The sequence below is a fragment of the Mesorhizobium sp. M0410 genome (assembly GCF_040321435.1).
Taxonomy (GTDB): Bacteria; Pseudomonadota; Alphaproteobacteria; order Rhizobiales; family Rhizobiaceae; genus Mesorhizobium.
The window spans coordinates 39,024-55,191 of the sequence record NZ_JAMYRN010000024.1 but is presented as its reverse complement, the minus strand read 5'-3'; the positions used below and the strand labels follow the sequence as shown (position 1 = coordinate 55,191).

Sequence of the window (16,168 nt, the reverse complement as noted above, 5' to 3'; positions counted from 1 at the left end):
TGCCGGGATGAGCGTGGACTGGACAGAGCGTGGTTGGTGAGACTACGCATCCCTAGATGCAGAACAAGGGTGGACGCTGGTCCATTCGCGGAGGAATCGATGGCTCTAAGCGACCTCAATCCGGTCGAGCGCAACGAAGAAGGCATCGCCGCCGTGCTCGGCATCCTCAAGCAGCGGCTCGGCGAGCGATTCCAGACCGGCCAGGCGATCCGCGCCCAGCACGCGCACACCACGACCTATATTCCGACGCAGGCGCCGGACGGCGTCGCCTTTGCCGAGACCACGCAGGAGGTGCAGGAGATCGTGCGCGCGTGTGCGGCACATCGCGTGCCGGTGATCGCCTTCGGCATCGGCTCTTCGCTGGAAGGCCACACCAACGCGCCGGGCGGCGGCATCTCGCTCGATACGTCACGCATGAGCCGCATCATTGCAGTCAATCCGCAGGACCTCGATTGCACCGTCGAGCCCGGCGTGACGCGCGAGGACCTCAATCGGCATCTGCGCGACACCGGCCTGTTCTTTCCGATCGACCCGGGTGCCAACGCTTCGCTCGGCGGCATGGCGGCGACGCGGGCGTCGGGCACCAACGCCGTGCGCTACGGCACGATGCGCGAAAACGTGCTGTCGCTGACCGCGGTGATGGCCGACGGTGAGGCAGTGACGACCGGCAAGCGCGCCAAGAAAAGCTCGGCCGGCTACGATCTGACACGGCTGCTGATCGGCTCGGAAGGCACGCTCGGCATCATCACCCAGCTGACGTTGAAGCTGCAGGGCATTCCGCAGGCGATTTCGGGCGGCGTCTGCCCGTTCCCCAGTGTCGAGGCGGCGTGCAATGCGGTGATCGCGACCATCCAGATGGGCATTCCGGTGGCGCGCATCGAATTGGTCAACGCGCTGCAGATGCGGGCGATGAAGACCTATTCGAAGCTTGATTATCCCGAGAGCCCGTGCCTGTTCGTCGAGTTCCACGGCAGCGATGCCGGCGTCGCCGAGCAGGCCGAAACCTTCGGCATGATCGCCGAGGAAAATGGCGGCGGTCCGTTCCTATGGACCAGCGTCGCCGAAGAGCGGACGAAATTGTGGAAGGCCAGGCACGATGCCTACTGGTCGTCGCTGACGCTGCGGCCGGGTGCCAAGGGCCTCTCGACCGATGTCTGCGTGCCGATCTCACGCTTTGCCGAATGTGTCACCGAGACCGAGGCGGATATCACCGAGATGGGCCTGATCGCGCCGATCGTCGGCCATGCCGGCGACGGCAATTTCCATGTGCTGGTGCTGATGGACGTGGACGATCCGAAGGAGATCGCGCTGGCGGAAAAATTCGTGGCGCGGCTCAACATGCGCGCCATCGCCATGGACGGCACCTGCACCGGCGAGCATGGCATAGGGCAAGGCAAGATCGGCTTCCTGCGGCACGAGCTCGGCCATGGCGTCGACATCATGCGCACGATCAAGCAGGCGCTCGACCCGCTGAACATCATGAACCCGGGCAAGATATTGCCTGGAAAGGACTGATCCTCAGGCCGCTGCCGTGCCCCCATTTGCCTCTTTATCGACACGCTGATGCGGGTAGAGTGCCACTGACTTTCAACCAAAACTATCCAGGAGCTGATGCTCGCACGCCTGTTCGTGATCTTCGGTGGGCTTCTTGTGCTGGTGCTGTGTGCGGCGCTGGTGGTGCCGTACTTTGTCGACTGGACGGGTTACCGTGCCGATTTCGAGCGCGAGGCGAGTGCCGTCCTCGGCCGCAAGGTGACCGTGCAAGGCGATGCGACGGCAAGGCTGTTGCCGTTTCCCTCGGTGACCTTTTCCAACGTCGCCGTTGCCGGTGGCCCCAACGGCCAGCCGGCGATGACCGTCGAAACCTTTTCGATGGATGCAGAACTCGCGCCATTCCTGCGCGGTGAAGTGCTGATCTTCGACATGCGGCTGGTGCGGCCGAAGGCGACGATCGACATCGCCGCCGACGGCACGGTCGACTGGACTATACGGCCATCCTCGCCTTTCGATCCCGGCCAGATCTCCATCGAGAAGCTGACGGTGACGGAAGGACAGATCGCGCTCAGCCACGCCGCCGGCGGGCGCAGCCATCTTATTTCCGAGATCAACTCAACGATCTCAGCCAAGTCGCTGGCCGGCCCCTGGCGGCTGGACGGCTCACTGTTGCTGGACGGGTTGCGGACCACGATCGCCGCTTCCACCGGCAGGGCCGAACCGGACGGGCAAATGCGGCTCAGGCTCAAGGCCGATCCGGATGCCTATCCGCTGGTCATCGAGACCGACGGCAATGTGGGCCTCGTCGAGGGGGCCGCCGTCTATTCGGGCCAGTTCAAGATATCGGGTGCAGACCGGACCGCGGCGCGGCCGCGCGGCACCGGCGGCGAGGCGCTGAAGGTCCGCGCCGGCAAACCGGACCCGGGCTTCAGGCTGAACGGCAAGTTTTCGCTCGACCACCAGAAGCTCGGCGTCGACGAATTCCGCTTCGAGACCGGGCCGCTCGACAATCCCTACACCGCCGACGGCAAGGCTGCGGTCGACCTTGGGCTGAAGCCGCATTTCTCTATCGAGGCCAATGGCGCGCAGGTGCAGTTCGACGAGGCCGTCGGGGCGGCGGCCGGGGCCGGATTGACGCTGTCCGAACGGGTGGCGGCGCTCGAGCAGGCGCTGCTCGATCTGCCGAAGCCGACCATACCGGGCACGGTCGAGGTGAAACTGCCGGCGGTGGTCGCAGGCGACACCACGGTTCGCGACGTGCATCTGTCCGCCGAGCCGGCCGAAGGCGGCTGGGCGGTAAAATCGCTGGCCGCCACGCTGCCCGGCCGCGCCAAGCTGGAAGCCAATGGCATGGTCAGCGTCGAGGACCATTTCGGTTTCACCGGATCGCTGCTTCTGGCGGTGGCGCAGCCCTCCGGCTTTGCCGCTTGGCTGTCGAAGGACGTCGACGAGGCGATCCGCCGTTTGCCGGCCGCCGGCTTCAAGGCCAAGGTGGATTTGAGCGAAAAACACCAGGCCTTCAGCGATCTCGAACTCATCCTCGGCAAGGCGAAGTTCTCCGGCCGCATCGATTCCAACCAGCCCGACGAAACCCGTCCATCGGTGCTGATGCAACTCGAAGGTGGCGAACTCGACGTCGATGGGCTCGCTGCCTTCGCCTCGATCTTCGTCAGCGACAAGGGCGCCAACCGCTTTTCCGATCGCGACCTCGATTTCCAGATCAAGGCCGGGCCGGTCAGCGCCGGCGGCTTGACCGCCGATAGCGTCGATACTGCACTTAGATTGCGTGAGGGGCTGCTTGAGATCGACCGCCTGTCGGTCGGCGGACTTGCCGGCGCCTCGATCAGCGCCACCGGCCGGATCAAGGATTTCCCGGCGAGCCCGACCGGCAAGCTCGACGCCTCGGTGGTCGCCGTCGACCTCAAGCCGCTGATCGACGTCGCCGTCCAGCATTATCCAGACAATGCGGTGCTGAAGTGGCTGGCGGAGCGCGCTGCTGCCTATCCCGAACTGTTCCAGGATGCGCGTATCGACGCGGTCACGAGTGCCGCAGACAATGGCGATGGTACGACCGGACTGGCCATGAGCGCACAGGGCAAGGCCGGTGGCTCGGCCTTTTCGGCGTCGTTGTCCGGCAAAGGGGCGCTCGACCGGCCTCTCGAAGCGCCGGTGACGCTGACCTTCAACGCAAGGAACGCCGACGCCACCGCGCTTCTGGCGCTTTACGGTCTGCCGGCACTGCCGCTCGGCATGCTCGGCGAGGCGACCACCGACGTCTCGGCCAAAGGCACGCTTGGCGGCGGCCTGGCGACACGATTCAGCCTGGCCGGCAATGACTTCAAAGCTGGTTTCGACGGGACAATTGCCGACACGCCTCAGGGCGCGGCCGCCAAGGGCAAGGTCAGCCTTGAAACGGCCGACATCTCGCCATGGCTGATGACGACCGGCGTCGGCCTGCCCGGCATGGAGACCGGCATGTCGACGTCGCTTGCTGCCGATGCCGACTACGGCAATGGTCTCCTGGTGCTGAGCGGACTCAGCGGCGCCGTCAACGAAGCGGCGGTTTCCGGTGACGTAAATATCGACATCAAAGAGGGGCTGCCGCATCTTGCCGGCGCGCTGTCGCTGGACGAGCTGGACCTCGATCCGATGGCGGTGATGCTGTTCGGCGACCAGGCTTTCCTTGTCAATGACAGGACCTGGCCGACGGCACCGTTCAGCCAGAAATCCAGTCTGCCATTTACCGTCGATCTCGATCTGACGGCGGCGTCGCTTGCCGCTGGCCCGCTTGCCACCGCCTATGACGCTGCGCTTTCGCTGCAGCTCGACAAGGAGGGCATCCGTGTTTCCGACCTCAAGGCAAAATTCCTCGGGGGCGAGTTGAGTGGCCTGTTCGAGCTCAAGAACAATGACGGCACCGGGCTTTTCTCCGGTCAGATGAAACTCGCCGGCTCCGATTTGACAGCTGTGCTGCCGGAGGCCGGCATCAGCGGAAGCGGCGATTTCTCGACGGCGCTTTCGACCAGCGGCAAATCGGTCGACGCGATGGTCGCGGCGCTGTCCGGTTCCGGCACGGCGACGCTGAAGGGTATGACTATTGCCGGCTTTAATCCCGATGCCTTTGGCGCACTTATTGCCAAGGCCGACCCGATCGGGCGCGATATCGACGCATCGAAGACTGCCGGTTTTGTGCCGCAGATCGCCGCGGCGGGCAGTTTTCCGGCGCAGGACACCGATATTGCCTTCACCATCGCCGGCGGCACGCTGAGAGCACCGCCGGTCAAATTGGAAAGCCCGGGCGCGACGCTGTCCGCCGACATCACCGCCGATCTGAACACCAGCACCGTCGATGCCAAGGGCGAGATCGCCTATCGACCCGGCGATGAGGCGCTGGTCGGCTCCGAACCGATTTTGAATTTCAGCGTCGACGGTCCGTTCGGCGCCACCAAACGGCAGTTCGACAGCGAGCCGCTGGCCCAGTTCCTGACCCAGCGTGCGCTGGAAAAGGAGCAGCAGCGAGTCGAAGCCATGCAAGCCGCACTGCTCGAGAAACAAAGGCTGCGGCGTGAGGTGCGCTACTACGCTGCCTTGCAAACCGAGCGTGAAAGAGCGGCGGCGGAACGGCGCAAGCAGGAGGAGGAAGCGGCGCGGCTGAAGGCTGAGGCCGACGCCAGGGCAAAGGCCGAAGCCGAGGCTCAGGCCCAAGCCGAAGCGGAGGCGAGGGCGCAGGCTGAAGCCAAGGCGAAGGCTGAAGCGGACGCCAGGGCAAAGGCCGAAGCCGAGGCGCAGGCCCAAGCCGAAGCGGAGGCCAGGGCGCAGGCCGAAGCCAAGGCGAAGGCGGATGCAGCAGCGAAGGCCGAAGCCGAGGCGAGGGCGAAAGCCGAGGCGAAGGCGGATGCAGCAGCGAAGGCCGAAGCCGAGGCGAGGGCGAAAGCCGAGGCGGCTGCAAAGGCCAAAGCGGATGCTAAAGCCAAAGCCAAGGCGGCGCAACAGGCTGCCGAGGAAGCCGCGCAGGCCGAAGAACAGCAACGCCAAAGGGCGGAAGAGGCGTTGCGGATCGCCTCGGAAGAGAAGGCAAGGCTCGACGCCGAACGCAAGGCCGCGGCGGAGCGAGCGGAACGGGCGCCACCGGCCACAAATAACGTGCCACCGCCAGTGCAGCCCCCGCCAAAGCTCAAGTTCGATCCCTCGTCGATCGACGATCTGCTAAAATCGCTGAATGGCGGGTGACGGCGTATCCTTTATATATCGGGTCCAGCAAGCAAGCGCTTCAGCATCGGCTCGATCCGCCCGAGTTCGTCGAGATGAGCGGCTGACAGATCGGCGAGACTGTCGTCGGCGCGCTCGGTCAGCCGCAGCAGCACGCGGCGGTGGTCCTCCTCGTCGTGCTCCCTCGCGACGAGCCCGGCTTCGCAAAGACGGTTGACCAATTCCACTGCGCTGTGATGGCGGATGCGCAGGCGCTCCGCGAGGTCGCCAATGGTCACCGGCCCTCCGCCGGGAAACCCTTTGATCGCAAGCAGGGCCTGATGCTGGCGTGGTGTCAGGCCGGCTTCCTGCGCCTGGATTTGGCTGAATTCGAGAAAGCGGCGGATCAGGTAACGAAATTCGGACAGCCTCTGGTAATCGGCCGGCCCGATCGTTGCGCCGCGCTTTTGTGGCTTCGAAGTGTCTGCCATCGAATCCTTTCCGACAAAGCCGCAAACGGGCCTTGAACATTTATATCGTGTTACGATACAGAACGCACCAACATGGCTCGTGCCCGCCATCATCGGTGGCACGGCCGGCGACCCATCCGCAAGTCGGCATGCCGTCAGAAAGCAAGGTTTGCAAATGAAGTCCGATCACGCCAACCCGGGCCATCTGCGGGATTTTACCACCGATGCCCGGGTGCTGCTCATTGCCGGCATAGCGGTGGTGGTGGCGACGGTGGGGCTGTTTGCCGGCATTGCCCTTTTGAAGCTGATCCGGCTTGCCACGAACATCGCCTATTTTGGCCAGTTCACGCTCGCCGACCTGAAACTGCAGGATACGCCGTTTGGCTATGCCTCGGTATTTGTTCCGGTCATCGGGGCATTGATCATCGGTGTGATGGCTCGCTTCGGAAGCGACAAGATTCGCGGCCATGGCATTCCCGAAGCCATCGAGGCGATCCTGCTCGGACGCTCGCGGCTCGACGCCAAGGTGGCAATCCTGAAGCCGTTGTCGTCGGCAGTCTCGATCGGCACCGGTGGGCCATTCGGCGCGGAAGGGCCTATCATCATGACCGGCGGCGCCATCGGCTCGCTGATCGCGCAGATGCTGCCGGTCAGCGACAATGAACGCAAGACGCTGCTGGTGGCGGGTGCGGCGGCCGGCATGACCACCGTGTTCGGAACACCGATCGCTGCCATCATGCTTGCGGTGGAATTGCTGCTCTTCGAATGGACGCCGCGCAGCTTCATTCCCGTAGCGGTCGCCGCGGTTATTGCCGAGGTCGAGCGCACCATGCTGCACCTGCCGGGGCCGATCTTCCCGTTTCAGGGCGGCATGGAGGTTTCATTTCCAGCCCTTGCCGGCTGGGTGCTGGTCGGCATGGCAGCCGGGCTGCTATCGGGGTTGCTGACCCAGATGGTCTATGCCTGCGAGGACGGTTTCCAGAAGCTGCCCATCCACTGGATGTGGTGGCCGATGCTCGGCGGCCTGGTGGTCGGCATTGGCGGGCTGATCGAGCCGCAGGCGCTCGGCGTCGGCTATGACAATATCGCCGACATGCTGGATGGCCGCATCATAGCGACCACTGCGCTCACCCTGCTGGTGGTGAAGGCGATCATCTGGTCGGTCGCACTCGGCTCGGGAACGTCGGGAGGTGTGCTGGCGCCGCTGCTGATCATGGGCGGGGCGATGGGCGCGGTCCTCGCCGGCTTCCTGCCGGCCGCCGATCCGGGCTTCTGGGCGCTGCTGGCGATGGCGGCGACGATGGGCGGCACCATGCGTGCGCCGCTAACCGCCACCTTCTTTGCGGTCGAACTGACCGGCAACACCCATGTCCTGGTGCCGCTGATCGCGGCAACTGCCACTGCGCATGCGGTGACCGTGCTGTTGATGAAGCGTTCGATCCTCACCGAAAAAATCGCACGGCGAGGGCATCACATGATTCGCGAATACCGTGTCGATCCGTTCGCCCTGACCAGGGTGCGCGAGGTGATGACCAGCGAGGTCGAGAGTGTGCCGGCGACAATGACACTGCACGGCGCGGCCGCGTTCCTGACGGCGCCCGAGACACGGCATCCGAGCTTTCCGGTCGTCGATGAACAGGGCCACGTGCTCGGCGTCATCGACCCGCCGGCGATCCTGCGCTGGAGACGCGCCGGCAAGCACCGCACGACGACGCTTGGCGAACTGCTGGCCGGCAGCAAGGTCACGCTGGCCTATCCGGATGAGTATCTCGAGGGCCTCTCCGACAAGCTGCTGATGGCGAACGTGTCCCATTTGCCGGTCGTCACGCGAGAAAATGCCCGGCTTGTGGGCTATGTCGGCTGGAAGGACCTGATGCGCGTCAGATCGAAGAAACAGGCCGAAGAACGCGACCGCTCGGCTTTGCTGGGCTTCCGTATCCGGCGCAGGAAACAGGATAGCGTTGCCTGAAGGCTAAAACTTGCCGCGCTTGGCCCAATCCAGCACATAGAGCCTGAGCGCCGAGGAGAGGTTCGCATCGCGCGGGCGGCTCTCGTCGATTTCGGCGACAAGCGCGGCGAGCGTCAGTTTTCGCACGGCCGCAATAGCGATCAGGTCGTCGTAAAAAGGCTTTTCGAGCGAATAGCTGGTGCGGTGGCCGCGAATCGTGACCGAGCGCTTTTCGACCGGGCTCACGCGACGATCCTATTCACATTCAAGCATCGGATTTGTCCGAATCGCCCGATTTTTCGCGGCGATGGCCGGCGACGAATTTATCGGCCTTGCCGGCGATCAGGCGGTCGCGATCCCGGCTGGTTTTGGAACGGCCATGCAGCGCCCGGTTCTGCTCGGCCAGGCGCTCCTTCTCGGTTCGCGCCTTCTGCTTGCGTGCCTGACGGAGATTGACGATCTCGGCCATGTCACGCCGCCCGTCGGGTCATTTCTTGCGGAAGGCGTCGAGCGACACCACGTCGGCGCCCTTGGCACCGGCGTCGGCCGCGGCAGGCTTCTTTTCCACCTCAGCGTTTTTCTTCTTCGTCTCAGGCTTTTTCTCGGCGACGATGGCCAGCGGCTCGGGAGCAGGCTTGGCCTTTGTCTCCTGTTCCGCCGGGGTATCGGTCTTGACGTCGAATTCGAGCTCGAAGTTGACGGATGGATCGTAAAAGCCGCGCACTGCCGAGAACGGGATTTCGAGTTTCTCCGGCACGTCGGAAAACGACAACCCGACTTCGAAGCCGGTGTCGCTCACCTTCAGGTCCCAATACTGGAACTGGATGACGATGGTCATCTGTTCGGGATAGCGCTCGCGCAGCCGCGACGACACGCGCACGCCCGGCGCGCCGGTGAGAAAGGTGATGAAGAAGTGATGGTTGCCCGGGAGACCGGTGCGCGCGACCTCGGCCAGGACTTTGCGCATGACGCCGCGCAACGCCTCCTGGGCCAGAATGTCGTAGCGGATGTGGTCGTCGGCCATGTGGCTGTCGGGTTCCGTTGAATCGTCCTGATAGCTGTAATCAAGCTTGAGCGCGGCGTAAACCGGATATAGATCGCCTGCGTGCGGAAGCGAAGCCCATTGGCGACGATTTGATCGTCAAACGGCTTTGATCGTCAAGCGCTGGCGAGCGCGCCCTGTTTACGAGCCACAGGCTGCCGCTTGCGGAAGGCGCGCAGGAAGGTGCGCACGCCATTTGTCGCCGACTGCACCACCTCGTCCTCGGTCGGTGTGCCGCCGAGCATGAACGTCGTCTGCAACTCGGCATTGGCAAGCGCCATGAACTGGCGCGCTGCGACATCGGGATCGTCGATATCAAGGAAGCCGGCATGAGCGAGGCGGGCGAAGCGGGCGGCGATCGCCGGCCATGTCCTGCCCGGTCCTTCTTCGCGCCATTCGGCGAACAACTCGGGATAGCGCCCGCCCTCGGTCTGGATCAGCTTGCGCAGGAATTTGCCGTCGCGGTTGCAGATGCAGTTGTGATTCATCCGCACAGCAAAGGCGATGAGGTCGGCCTCGAGATCCTTCGGCTGATCGGGAAAAGTGGAAATCGTGGCAAAGATGCCGGCGTTACAACGTTCGGTGAGGTCGCGGACGATGGCAACGAAGAGTTTTTCCTTGTCGCCGTGATGATTGTAGATGGTCTGGCGGGAGACGCCGGCCTCGGCGGCAATCATGTCGATATTGGCACCGGCGAAGCTTTCGCGGCAGAAGACCGAGGTGGCGGCATCGACAATCGACATCCGCTTGGCCTCATGGCCCCGTGGCGGGAAAATGTCAGGAGAAACGTTGGCCTTCATGCAAAACTATATAGAGGTGGTTGACGAATTAGACAAGCCTGTCTAAATTTGTGGACAGCACGAAGGGAGTTTCGTTCCGCAGAAGAGTCGGAACTCCACGGGATGGAACGTCCTAGGGTTACGCGCCGGTCCTCGGCGGCAACCAGAATTCGAAAGAGCCTGCTATCATGAACGCCAAATTCCTCCGCATTGCGGTCGTGCTCGGCCTATTGTCCGCGATCGGCCCGTTTGCCATCGACATGTATCTTCCGGCCCTGCCGTCAATCGGCGAGGATCTGCATGCCGGCACTGCCGCGGTGCAGATGAGCCTGCTGATCTTCTTTCTTTCCATGGGCTTCGGCCAGATCGTCGTCGGACCGATCTCCGACATGGTCGGCCGCAAGCTGCCGCTCTACGGCGGCCTGGCGCTGTTCATGGTCGGCGGCGTCGGCTCGGCGCTGGCTCCCTCGATCGAATGGCTGATCGCCTTCCGCTTCCTGCAAGGGCTCGGCGCCAGCGCCGGCATGGCCGTGCCGCGCGCGATCGTTCGCGACCTGCATACCGGCACCGAGGCCGCCAAGTTGATGTCGCTGCTGATGCTGGTGTTTTCGGTGTCGCCGATCCTGGCGCCGCTGACCGGTAGCCAGATCATCGAGAACTTCGGCTGGCGCGCCGTGTTCTGGACGGTGACGGGCGCGGCCGTGCTCGCCACCATCCTGCTGGCGACCTCTCTCAAGGAGACGCGGCCGGTCGAAGAGCGCGCCGGTTCGTCCTTTGGGACGGCACTTTCCGGCTACCGCTTCCTGATGGGCGACCGCAACTTCCTTGGCCTGACAGCCATCGCCGGCTTCGGCATTGCGAGCTTCTTCGTCTATCTGTCGAGCTCGTCCTTCATCCTGATCGACCATTATGGCCTGTCGCCTTCGGTTTACAGCGTGTTCTTCTCGATCAATGCGGTTGCCTTCATCGGCATGTCGCAGCTGACCGGGTTGCTATCGGAGCGGTTCGGGCTGCAGCGTGTGGTGCGCGTCGCGGTGACCGGCTATGCGACGACGATGGTGGTGCTGTTCGCGGTGATGGCATCGGGTGTCGACCGGCTCGACGTAATGGCGGCGCTGCTGTTCATCGGCTACGGCTTTCTCGGCCTGGTCATCCCGACAACGTCGGTGCTGGCCATGGAAGAGCATGGCGAGATCGCCGGCACCGCTTCGGCGCTGATGGGCACGCTGCACTTCGCCATCGGCGCGGTCGCCATGGGCGTCGCCGGCGTGTTTTTCGACGGCACGCCGCTGCCGATGGTGGCGGGCATCACGCTGTGCGCGGCGATCTCCTTCACACTGGCCAAGATAACACTCGGCCGCAGCCGGGACGTTGCGGAAGCGCCGGCGGAATAAGCTTCACCTATCGAGGCAAAAAGGCCGGGCCATGTTCCCGGCCTTTTCACGTTTGCGGTCCCGGTTCAAAGCAGCCTATACCTATACGACGGGTTCAAGACATGCAGCTTAGACATCTCAAGACCTTCGTGGCGGTCGCCACCACCTTGAACATCACGCGCGCCTCCGAGCGGGTTCATCTTGCCCAATCGAGCGTGACCGAACAGATCCAGGCGCTGGAAGCCGATCTGGGCACGTCGCTGTTCGACAGGTCACGGCGTGGCTTGAAGCTGACGGCGGCAGGACAGCGCCTGCTGGACTACGCAAACGATCTCCTCGACCTTGCGGACGAAGCCCGTTCCGCTGTCGCCGACGCGAGCGGTACGGTTGCCGGTCGCCTGACGGTCGGTGGCCCGGAGACGCTTTGCTCGACACGCTTGCCGGCTTTGCTGGGGGAATTCCATCGGCGTCATCCCGATGTGGAACTGGACCTCAGGGCGAACGATAGCAGTGGGTTGCGTGCCGGCGTGACAAGCGGGGCGCTGGACGTATCGTTCCATTTCGGAGCCGTCCCGGCGGCGGCGCCGGATCTGCGAAGCGAGCAGATAGCCGAGGAAGAGCTCGTCGTCATAATGCCGGCAAATCACCGGTTGGCCGGATATTCTGCCATAAGGTCCGACGACCTGACTGACGAGGCCTTCCTCGTCACCCAGCCCGGTTGCGTCTATAGGCGGATGTTCGACGAAACGTTTGCCGCAACATTGCCTGACCGTCCAAAACTCGTCGGCGAGTTCGCCAGCATGGGTGCGATACGGGGCCTTGTTGCAGCCGGTCTTGGATGCGCGCTGGTTCCGCGTCTCGTGACTTCCGCGGCCGACGCCGATATCGGTGTGTTGCCTTGGGCCGGAAGCAGCGCGGTGACGCCAGTCACCATGATATGGCGCCACCGGCGCATTCAAGCGCCGGTGCTGCGGCTGTTCCTCGCAATGGTTCGCGAAATTTGGCCATCGCTAGACCAGCCGCTGGCCACCATCGACATGAAGCACCGTTCCGGTGATGAAGCCGTTATGCATCAGGGACGTGATGGCCTGGGCAATGTCGGCTGCCTGCCCGATCCGGCCGACGAGCAGGCGCTTTGCCATGCCGTCCAGCGCAGCCGTCTTTCCGCTGCCGGCGACGGCATCCCAAATCGGCGTGTCGACCCAGCCCGGCGAGACGACGTTGACGCGGATCGGCGCCAGTTCGACGGCAAGCGCGTAGGCGAGTGAGCCAAGGGCCCATTAACGGCTGCCACCACCGAGCCTTTCGCCGCCGGACGATAGGCGGCGATGCCCGAGGTCAGCGTGATCGATCCCCTGGGCGTCAGACGAGGCGCGCCATGTTTGGCAAGAAGAAGCGGTCCGACGACCTTGGAATCCATCACTTCCCGCGCCAAGGAGATGTCCATCTCGGGAAGCAATACATAGACGCCGGTGACGTCGGCGGCGGTCGAGACGATGTGGTCGAGCGTACCGACATCCTGGAACAGGCGTCGGACCTCGTCCTCACTTGTGACGTCGGCTGCGATCGTCCTCAGCCTTTCCGGGTGAGGCAAGCGCTGCCGTGCGGCCGACAACCGGTCCTGGGAGCGGCCGACGATCGTAACCTCAGCGCCGGCGGCAAGCCGCTGTTTGGCCAGCGAAAGCCCCATGCCGGAACTGCCGCCAACGATCAGGATGCGTTCGTGTTTTGGTGTGGTTTCCTGGTTCATCTTGTCTCCATCAGGTAGCTCGCCGGGCATGACCACACGCGGCGAGAAACTGAGGCCTTGTCCCGCAAAGGCATGAGAGAAGGGAAACAGGAAGATACGAATGCTGCCATCGGAGGTTCCGATGATGGGAAGCCCTTGGGCTTTCGCCTCAGCCTGAGACGCCTCAGCCTGAGACGTTGATGAAACATTCGCCGGTGCGATCGATGCGGTCAGCCAGGGATTGGTATAAACGCCGCGGCGCCTTGGGTCTGTCAGGGCGCATAAAAAAAGCCGCCGGCCAACCTGCAGCTGCGCCTATCAAAAAAGGGAGAAATGGAGGTTTCTGTTGCCAGGTACCTCCGAACCCCGCCTAGAAGTGCGAACCACTAGGGCTTGAATTGAAGCTATCGCACCGCTTACGCGGCGAGACGTGCTTCCGCATAGTTGTCGTTGGCAACTATAAGTTTAGCCCGATAACGGTGGTACAATGCCGGGCAAAAGTACGATCTTTACACCTTCGTCGATCCTATTTCGCCCCCAGCAAAAGCCGCTCCTGAGCAGCGGTTTTTGGTGGAGGCGCCGGGTACCGCCCCCGGGTCCGAACGGCTTATTTCATCGCCTGTTTATCGCCATAGTCGGTCGAGCCGACGAAGCGAATATAGGGACTGGCGGTGGAAAATGAAAGGCCGGAATGCCACTTTCGTCCGTACCAAAGTGGATCATGAAGGGTTGACTTGCAGCCGGTCTCAACCGAAGCTTTGTGGCGGTGAGGAGACCTAGCGCATACTTGCGGCAGCGCGCCACAATCCTCATCAACCGGATCCCGTGGCGCCGACGAGGGGAAATCGATGGCCGATTATCTTGCAGACGTAAAGAAATATGATGCGGCGGCGGATGCCGACGCGGTCGCCAAGATCGTCAAACATCTGGGCATCGCGCTCAGGAACCGCGATTCCTCGCTGGTGTCCTGCACCGACCCGGAGGAACTGAAGCGCGTCAGGAACAGCTGGGTCGCCGGCAAGCTCGGCGTCACCGACGGCGCCAAGGCAGATGCGGCTATCGAAAAGGCCTGCAAGGCGATGGCGGCCGACAACAGCAAGAGCCGGGTGACGTTCTACTACCTTGTCGCCAGGGATCTGGGCATGCTCGGCTCGCTCTGAGCAACCTCGCCGCTGATGCTGGTGAGCCTTCTGCTGGAATCGTCTCGCTTTGCTGTGTTCGGCCGACGGTCATTCGGCTATGATGGCTGACAACCCGAATCGGACCGGAGCCGATGCGCCAGTATCTCGACCTTCTGAAGCATGTGCTGGAAAACGGCGCTGATCGCGGCGACCGTACCGGCACCGGAACGCGCTCGGTATTCGGCTACCAGATGCGCTTCGACCTGGCCCGCGGCTTTCCGGTCACCACCACCAAGAAGCTGCACCTGAAGTCGATTGTCCACGAGCTTTTGTGGTTCCTGGCCGGCGACACCAACATCAAATATCTCAACGATCACGGCGTCTCGATCTGGGATGAGTGGGCCGACGAGAACGGCGATCTTGGCCCGGTCTATGGCAAACAGTGGCGGTCGTGGCCGGACGACCATGGCGGCGCCATCGACCAGATTGCGAATCTTCTGAAGGAGATACGCAAAAATCCTAATTCGCGGCGGCTAATCGTTTCGGCGTGGAACCCGGCCGAGGTGGAGGCCATGGCGTTGCCGCCCTGCCATTGCCTGTTCCAGTTCTATGTTTCGGAAGGCAAGCTTTCCTGCCAGCTCTATCAGCGTTCGGGCGATATTTTTCTCGGTGTGCCGTTCAACATCGCTTCCTATGCTTTGCTGACGCTGATGGTGGCGCAGGTGACCGGATTGAAACCCGGCGATTTCATCCACACGCTCGGCGATGCGCATCTTTACTCGAACCATTTCGAGCAGGCGCGCGAGCAATTGCGGCGCACGCCCAAGGCGTTGCCGACGCTATGGATAAACCCCGAGGTGAAGGAAATCTTTGCTTTCCGCTTCGAGGATTTCCGGCTCGACAACTATTTCGCCGACGCGACGATCAAGGCACCGATCGCGGTCTAGCACCATAGCTGACCGTCCATATCGAAATTGCCTACTGCGGCTACGCCCTTGGGCGTGTCAGCATTCAACTTGATCGGCCGACGTCGACCTGACGCAATCCCTGGTCGCTGTTTTTATGCAATATTTCCTTCGGCCTCGATACCGCTGTATCCAACGAAGATTATCGCAGGCCAGGAAAACCTCAGCCCAGAAGACCGTGGCCGGTAAAGAACCTTTCCTTGTTATGTTCACATGGATATATCGATAGACGGCTTCGGGCGATCCGGGACGAGGAGAGTTTCATGCTGACGCGCAAGGGTTCGACGACGATTGCCAAAGTCGGTCTCGCCGCCATGCTGATGGTCGTGGTGCCGGCGGCCTATGCCGATGACAAGGTGGTCGTGTTTGCTGCGGCGAGCCTCAAGGAAGGGCTCGACGCCGTCAACAAGGCCTGCGAGGCCGACGTCGGCGAGGTGGCAACCATTTCCTACGCGGCGAGCTCGGCGCTGGCCAGGCAGATCGAAAGCGGCGCGCCGGCAGACGTGTTCATCTCGGCCGATCTCGACTGGATGAAATATCTTTCCGACAGGAAGCTGACCAAGCCCGAAACCGAAGTGAAACTGCTCGGTAACCAGATTGTGCTGGTTGCGCCGCGGGATTCCAAGGTCGAGACCAGGATTGAAAAGGGGTTCGCTCTTGCCGGGCTCGTCGGTGACGGCAAACTTGCCATGGGCGATGTCAAGGCGGTGCCGGCCGGCAAATACGGCAAGGCAGCCCTCGAATCGCTCGGTGTCTGGTCTTCCGTCGAAGGCCAAGTGGCGCAGGCCGAGAATGTGCGCGCCGCTCTAAAACTGGTGTCGACCGGCGAGGCAGCACTCGGCATCGTCTATGCCACGGATGCGCATGCGGAGCCTGGCGTGAAGGTGGTCGGCACTTTCCCCGCGGGTACCCATCCGCCGATCATCTATCCAGTCGCCCAGCTTGCGGATTCGGAGAGTAAGGATACCCCGGCATTCCTAAAATGCCTGCAATCCGCCAAGGCTGGCGAACTCTTCAAGGCGCAAGGTTTTACCGTGCTCGCGCCGAGCAATTAGGGCA

12 protein-coding genes, 1 other RNA gene and 2 pseudogenes are annotated in these 16,168 nt (G+C 62.9%); 8 read left to right on the top strand and 7 right to left on the bottom strand.

Annotated elements, in window-relative coordinates; genetic code table 11:
• The first annotated feature begins 99 nt into the window (after positions 1 to 99).
• Together NKI63_RS25915 and NKI63_RS25910 are read left to right on the top strand one after the other, a co-directional pair.
• Complete coding sequence (locus NKI63_RS25915) at positions 100 to 1,515, top strand: FAD-binding oxidoreductase (protein ID WP_352752505.1); 1,416 nt, start codon at positions 100 to 102, stop codon at positions 1,513 to 1,515.
• A 96-nt stretch (positions 1,516 to 1,611) separates the two neighbouring features.
• The gene (locus NKI63_RS25910) at positions 1,612 to 5,724 is read left to right on the top strand and encodes an AsmA family protein (RefSeq protein ID WP_352823881.1); all 4,113 of its coding nucleotides are present in this window, start codon (positions 1,612 to 1,614) and stop codon (positions 5,722 to 5,724) included.
• Positions 5,725 to 5,735: 11 nt separating this feature from the next.
• Here the strand turns inward: NKI63_RS25910 and NKI63_RS25905 are convergent, their stop codons facing one another.
• Positions 5,736 to 6,173, bottom strand: a complete 438-nt coding sequence (locus NKI63_RS25905) for a MarR family winged helix-turn-helix transcriptional regulator (RefSeq protein ID WP_352687624.1) — start codon at positions 6,171 to 6,173, stop codon at positions 5,736 to 5,738.
• Positions 6,174 to 6,327: 154 nt separating this feature from the next.
• Here NKI63_RS25905 and NKI63_RS25900 point away from each other — a divergent pair, with 154 nt between their 5' ends.
• Positions 6,328 to 8,121 (top strand): chloride channel protein, encoded by a 1,794-nt coding sequence (locus NKI63_RS25900; protein ID WP_352753563.1) that lies wholly within the window; start codon positions 6,328 to 6,330, stop codon positions 8,119 to 8,121.
• A 3-nt stretch (positions 8,122 to 8,124) separates the two neighbouring features.
• On the opposite strand, the gene NKI63_RS25895 is transcribed toward NKI63_RS25900, so the two are convergent.
• The 4 genes from NKI63_RS25895 to NKI63_RS25880 form a co-directional block, all read right to left on the bottom strand.
• Positions 8,125 to 8,346: a ribbon-helix-helix domain-containing protein gene (locus NKI63_RS25895; RefSeq protein ID WP_254818946.1), complete on the bottom strand. Its 222-nt coding sequence runs from the start codon at positions 8,344 to 8,346 to the stop codon at positions 8,125 to 8,127.
• A gap of 19 nt (positions 8,347 to 8,365) precedes the next feature.
• Positions 8,366 to 8,569: a DUF4169 family protein gene (locus NKI63_RS25890; protein WP_352505635.1), complete on the bottom strand. Its 204-nt coding sequence runs from the start codon at positions 8,567 to 8,569 to the stop codon at positions 8,366 to 8,368.
• 18 nt (positions 8,570 to 8,587) lie between these two features.
• A complete protein-coding gene (locus NKI63_RS25885; RefSeq protein WP_254818944.1) occupies positions 8,588 to 9,124 on the bottom strand; it encodes an SspB family protein in 537 nt (178 codons plus the stop codon).
• 134 nt (positions 9,125 to 9,258) lie between these two features.
• Complete coding sequence (locus NKI63_RS25880; RefSeq protein ID WP_352752509.1) at positions 9,259 to 9,942, bottom strand: TetR/AcrR family transcriptional regulator; 684 nt, start codon at positions 9,940 to 9,942, stop codon at positions 9,259 to 9,261.
• Between the two features lie 167 nt (positions 9,943 to 10,109).
• Here NKI63_RS25880 and NKI63_RS25875 point away from each other — a divergent pair, with 167 nt between their 5' ends.
• Entirely contained in the window at positions 10,110 to 11,315 is a 1,206-nt protein-coding gene (locus NKI63_RS25875) for a multidrug effflux MFS transporter (RefSeq protein ID WP_023676705.1), read from the top strand.
• 101 nt (positions 11,316 to 11,416) lie between these two features.
• Positions 11,417 to 12,280 (top strand): annotated as a pseudogene (locus tag NKI63_RS25870) (LysR family transcriptional regulator); the annotation flags it as partial.
• 24 nt (positions 12,281 to 12,304) lie between these two features.
• On the opposite strand, the pseudogene NKI63_RS25865 reads toward NKI63_RS25870, so the two are convergent.
• Both NKI63_RS25865 and ssrA read right to left on the bottom strand, forming a co-directional pair.
• Positions 12,305 to 13,044 (bottom strand): annotated as a pseudogene (locus NKI63_RS25865) (SDR family oxidoreductase).
• Between the two features lie 311 nt (positions 13,045 to 13,355).
• Positions 13,356 to 13,711: a transfer-messenger RNA gene (ssrA, locus tag NKI63_RS25860) on the bottom strand.
• A gap of 160 nt (positions 13,712 to 13,871) precedes the next feature.
• Here ssrA and NKI63_RS25855 point away from each other — a divergent pair.
• The 3 genes from NKI63_RS25855 (at position 13,872) to modA (ending at position 16,164) form a co-directional block, all read left to right on the top strand.
• The gene (locus tag NKI63_RS25855; protein ID WP_254818940.1) at positions 13,872 to 14,183 is read left to right on the top strand and encodes a DUF2853 family protein; all 312 of its coding nucleotides are present in this window, start codon (positions 13,872 to 13,874) and stop codon (positions 14,181 to 14,183) included.
• Positions 14,184 to 14,296: 113 nt separating this feature from the next.
• Positions 14,297 to 15,091: a thymidylate synthase gene (locus NKI63_RS25850; protein WP_352505637.1), complete on the top strand. Its 795-nt coding sequence runs from the start codon at positions 14,297 to 14,299 to the stop codon at positions 15,089 to 15,091.
• A 281-nt stretch (positions 15,092 to 15,372) separates the two neighbouring features.
• Positions 15,373 to 16,164, top strand: coding sequence for a molybdate ABC transporter substrate-binding protein (gene modA, locus NKI63_RS25845; RefSeq protein WP_502896044.1), 792 nt, complete (start codon positions 15,373 to 15,375; stop codon positions 16,162 to 16,164).
• Positions 16,165 to 16,168: the final 4 nt, after the last annotated feature.

Bases quoted from the DNA above. Each gene is read 5' to 3' on its own strand.
- modA (WP_502896044.1), top strand. From the start codon at position 15,373: ATGCTGACGCGCAAGGGTTCGACGACGATTGCCAAAGTCGGTCTCGCC.
- NKI63_RS25915 (WP_352752505.1), top strand. From the start codon at position 100: ATGGCTCTAAGCGACCTCAATCCGGTCGAGCGCAACGAAGAAGGCATC.
- NKI63_RS25885 (WP_254818944.1), bottom strand. From the start codon at position 9,124: ATGGCCGACGACCACATCCGCTACGACATTCTGGCCCAGGAGGCGTTG.
- NKI63_RS25855 (WP_254818940.1), top strand. From the start codon at position 13,872: ATGGCCGATTATCTTGCAGACGTAAAGAAATATGATGCGGCGGCGGAT.
- NKI63_RS25910 (WP_352823881.1), top strand. From the start codon at position 1,612: ATGCTCGCACGCCTGTTCGTGATCTTCGGTGGGCTTCTTGTGCTGGTG.
- NKI63_RS25890 (WP_352505635.1), bottom strand. From the start codon at position 8,569: ATGGCCGAGATCGTCAATCTCCGTCAGGCACGCAAGCAGAAGGCGCGA.
- NKI63_RS25850 (WP_352505637.1), top strand. From the start codon at position 14,297: ATGCGCCAGTATCTCGACCTTCTGAAGCATGTGCTGGAAAACGGCGCT.
- NKI63_RS25905 (WP_352687624.1), bottom strand. From the start codon at position 6,173: ATGGCAGACACTTCGAAGCCACAAAAGCGCGGCGCAACGATCGGGCCG.
- NKI63_RS25875 (WP_023676705.1), top strand. From the start codon at position 10,110: ATGAACGCCAAATTCCTCCGCATTGCGGTCGTGCTCGGCCTATTGTCC.
- NKI63_RS25900 (WP_352753563.1), top strand. From the start codon at position 6,328: ATGAAGTCCGATCACGCCAACCCGGGCCATCTGCGGGATTTTACCACC.
- NKI63_RS25880 (WP_352752509.1), bottom strand. From the start codon at position 9,942: ATGAAGGCCAACGTTTCTCCTGACATTTTCCCGCCACGGGGCCATGAG.